5 protein-coding genes and 1 pseudogene are annotated in these 3,260 nt (G+C 31.3%); 5 read left to right on the top strand and 1 reads right to left on the bottom strand.

Going from position 1 to position 3,260, the window contains the following annotated elements; genetic code table 11:
* Positions 1–308 precede the first annotated feature (308 nt).
* The 5 genes from ML462_RS15900 (at position 309) to ML462_RS15880 (ending at position 3,085) form a co-directional block, all read left to right on the top strand.
* Positions 309–605 (top strand): type II toxin-antitoxin system HigB family toxin, encoded by a 297-nt coding sequence (locus ML462_RS15900; protein ID WP_240714820.1) that lies wholly within the window; start codon positions 309–311, stop codon positions 603–605.
* An 11-nt stretch (positions 606–616) separates the two neighbouring features.
* Positions 617–985, top strand: a complete 369-nt coding sequence (locus ML462_RS15895) for a helix-turn-helix domain-containing protein (RefSeq protein ID WP_240714819.1) — start codon at positions 617–619, stop codon at positions 983–985.
* A gap of 170 nt (positions 986–1,155) precedes the next feature.
* The gene (locus ML462_RS15890; protein WP_240714818.1) at positions 1,156–1,719 is read left to right on the top strand and encodes a Crp/Fnr family transcriptional regulator; all 564 of its coding nucleotides are present in this window, start codon (positions 1,156–1,158) and stop codon (positions 1,717–1,719) included.
* 65 nt (positions 1,720–1,784) lie between these two features.
* Positions 1,785–2,111 carry a DMT family transporter gene (locus ML462_RS15885; RefSeq protein WP_240714817.1) on the top strand — a complete coding sequence of 109 codons (327 nt, stop codon included), beginning with the start codon at positions 1,785–1,787 and terminating at the stop codon, positions 2,109–2,111.
* A 155-nt stretch (positions 2,112–2,266) separates the two neighbouring features.
* On the top strand, positions 2,267–3,085 hold the full coding sequence (locus ML462_RS15880; protein WP_240714816.1) for a hypothetical protein: 819 nt from the start codon (positions 2,267–2,269) through the stop codon (positions 3,083–3,085).
* Between the two features lie 40 nt (positions 3,086–3,125).
* Here the strand turns inward: ML462_RS15880 and ML462_RS15875 are convergent.
* A pseudogene (locus tag ML462_RS15875) lies at positions 3,126–3,260 on the bottom strand (IS110 family transposase); the annotation flags it as partial.

Below are 3,260 nucleotides of genomic sequence, written 5' to 3'. Positions count from 1 at the left end.
TCATTGTTGACGGAATCTCAAGTTCCCACGGTTCATGTAACCTTATTCCTCTCTTTTGTTCTTTCTGGTTATACATTCAAAATTTAGAGAAATTAAACTTAAGACGGTTCATCGCCAATAAGCGGCAGCGTTAGAAAGAAAATAATTAAATTGACCAACGAACCAATACTAAGCCGACAAATCCGCGTCCCTTACTCCGCCAACTGGCGATAACCGAGACCGTTGTGATGCAATTTTTTTCATAAAGTTTTCTGCTTAAAAGTTCTAAAATAGAGAACTTTAATTATCTTTGTTCTAGATTTTTTAGAATGAAAAGAATAGTTTCAAAGAAGACATTAAGAGAATTCTGGGAAAAGCATTCTGATTCAGAACAGTATTTAAAAACCTGGTATGAAACAGCTAAAACTTCCAATTGGAATTCTCCGAATGATATTAAGAAAACTTATATAAATGCCAGCATTTTAAAAGATAGTAGAGTGGTTTTCAACATTAAAGGAAACTCATATAGATTAATCGTAAAATTCAATTACGATAGACAATGGGCCTTTATAAGATTTGTTGGAACACACGCAGAATATGGTAAAATAGATGCTGACACAATTTAAAATTAAGAGTTATGAATATTAAACCTTTAAAAAACGAAAAAGATTACGAGAAAGCTTTAGAAAGGCTTGAGGTAATATTTGATGCTCCTGCTAACTCACCAGAAGGAGACGAAGCAGAAATTCTTTCAATGTTAATTGACAATTACGAAAATGAACATTATCCAATTGAAGCTCCAGATCCAATTGAAGCAATAAAAATCAGAATGGAAGAAATGAATCTTAAACAAAAAGATTTAGTTGGAGTAATTGGTGGAAAAAGTAGAGTTTCAGAAATCCTGAATAAAAAGAAAAGATTGACTGTAGATATGATTAGAGAATTGGAAAGAATTCTACATATTTCTGCTTCTGTATTGGTAACTAATTACCAGTTATCGAAGTAAAAAAACAGCACACAACAACGGCTCATCGCCAATAACGGGATTTGTCGAAAATGTGTAATTTTAGAAACCAGGAAATAAAACAAATAAGCCGACAACTCCGCGTCCCAACTCCCGCAACTGGCGATAGCCGAGACCGTTGTGTGCAATGCTTCAACAAATTTTTAGGTAAAATGAAAATTGATGAGATTCTAGACAAAGTTTATAAACTTCCCGACCAAGCCAAACAAAAGATTATAGAATCCATTGATGAAGTCAATTATAAAAAAGGTGAAATATTATTTCAGGCAGATAAGATTGTTCAAGAAATATACTTCATAAAGAAAGGAATAGTACGAGCTTATACTAAAACTTCAGATAATGATATCACATTCTGGTTCGGTAAAGAAGGCGATACGGTAATTTCAATGAGAAGTTATGTAGCAAATAATAAAGGGTATGAAGATATCGAAGTTCTTGAAGATTCCGAGTTTTATAAAGTTGATATTAGTTATTTAAGAAAACTTTTTAAAGAAGATATTCATATTGCCAATTGGGGTAGAAAATTTGCAGAGCAAGAATTAATAAAAACAGAAAAGAGACTTATTTCAAGACAATTCAGAACTGCAAAAGATCGATATAAAGAATTAATAGAAAATAATCCCGATTTAATAAGACGTGTTCAATTAGGTCATATAGCATCTTATTTAGGTATTACTCAAGTGAGTCTTAGTAGAATTCGAGCCGAGAAAAATTAAATTCATTTTTTATCATTTGTAAAATTTTCCCTCAACTACAATGAGGAAATTTGTCAAAAAAAAAGATGAACTGGATATTATTAGTATTAGCAGGATTATTTGAAGTAGGATTTGCTTTATGTTTAGGTAAAGCTAAAGAAACTATAGGTTCAGAGATGTATTTGTGGTACACGGGATTTGTTATAAATCTAGGTATAAGTATGGGACTCTTAATAAAGGCCACTCAAACTTTACCAATTGGAACTGCGTACGCGGTTTGGACTGGAATTGGTGCAGTAGGAACTGTATTAGTTGGAATTGTATTATTTAAGGATCCAGTTAATTTTTGGAGAATATTTTTTATATCAACCTTAGTTTGTTCGGTAGTTGGATTAAAAGTAATTTCACATTAAAAGCACAGCACACAACAACGGTTCACCGCAAATAACGGGTTGTTGACTAAAAACTGTTATTTTAGAGACCAATTATTAAACAACTAAGCCGACAAATCCGCGTCCTTACTCCCGCAACTTGCGGTAACCGGGACCGTTGGCAAACATTTATCTGAATGAATCGAATTCAAATAATAATAATAGGATTAATACTTACTTTATTCGCTCTCATGGCAATTGTAATTTTTAGGTACAATCTAGTTTTTGGAGAAACTGTCTTTCAAAAATCAATGATGGCTGGTTGTATGCATAAAGAGCTAAAATCGAAGAATCTTAGTGAGAGTAAAGATTTATGTGAATGTTATATTGGAAATCTAGTAGAAAATTATTCAGAAAATCAAATTCGGAATAATATTGATCAAATAAAATTAGAGGATAAAAATCTTTTTAATAATTGTAGACCAGAAAAAGATGATTTAGCAGAAAATTTATCAATAGACACAACTAAATTCTATCAAAAAATAGGATGGAAAACTCAAATAGATAATAATACAATACAGGAAATAGAAGCATACGTAAGCAAGAAAAGTGATACTCTAATAAACCAACTTAAAGTTTATAATAATGGAGTAATTGATCCTACAAAAAGTAAATTTTATGAATTAAAAATTGAAGGATTTAAAGACTCTTTAATTCAAGGTGAAATTAGTTTTTTTACACCTCAAGATTGTACATCAATAAAAAATAAAAGAGAGATAACACTTACTTATTTACAAAGAGAAGAAGATTCACTAATTATTCGGGAAATTGATACGGATACAAATTATATAGAATTCCCATATAGGAATTTTGATAATTATTCCTTCGTAGGTGTTATTTCAGATTTTAGGTGGATTTATAATGACAGTTCTGATTCCTATACTGTATATGAAAATTACTTCGCTATAGATTCAGAAGCATCGACCGATAATGGATTTGTAGAATTACTAAAATAAACGTTTGCCAACAAAGAACTAAGGTAAAATCCAAGTCCTTTTAAGCTAATTTCGATAAATAATTTTCTTGGTAATAGGTTCCTGATTTGGCGATGGCAAATGCCTGTTTCAGGAGCTTATTACATACGGCTATTAATGCTAGCTTCTTACTCTTACCCTTCTCAACAATTCGCTC

Origin of the sequence: Christiangramia lutea (assembly GCF_022489035.1) — a bacterium.
Lineage (GTDB): Bacteria > Bacteroidota > Bacteroidia > Flavobacteriales > Flavobacteriaceae > Christiangramia > Christiangramia lutea.
Note: the sequence above shows the minus strand (reverse complement) of the source record. Positions and strands in the feature narration are given on the sequence as shown.

Excerpts from the sequence above, each read along its gene's own strand:
- ML462_RS15895 (WP_240714819.1), top strand. The coding sequence starts at position 617 with ATGAATATTAAACCTTTAAAAAACGAAAAAGATTACGAGAAAGCTTTA.
- ML462_RS15900 (WP_240714820.1), top strand. The coding sequence starts at position 309 with ATGAAAAGAATAGTTTCAAAGAAGACATTAAGAGAATTCTGGGAAAAG.
- ML462_RS15880 (WP_240714816.1), top strand. The coding sequence starts at position 2,267 with ATGAATCGAATTCAAATAATAATAATAGGATTAATACTTACTTTATTC.
- ML462_RS15890 (WP_240714818.1), top strand. The coding sequence starts at position 1,156 with ATGAAAATTGATGAGATTCTAGACAAAGTTTATAAACTTCCCGACCAA.
- ML462_RS15885 (WP_240714817.1), top strand. The coding sequence starts at position 1,785 with ATGAACTGGATATTATTAGTATTAGCAGGATTATTTGAAGTAGGATTT.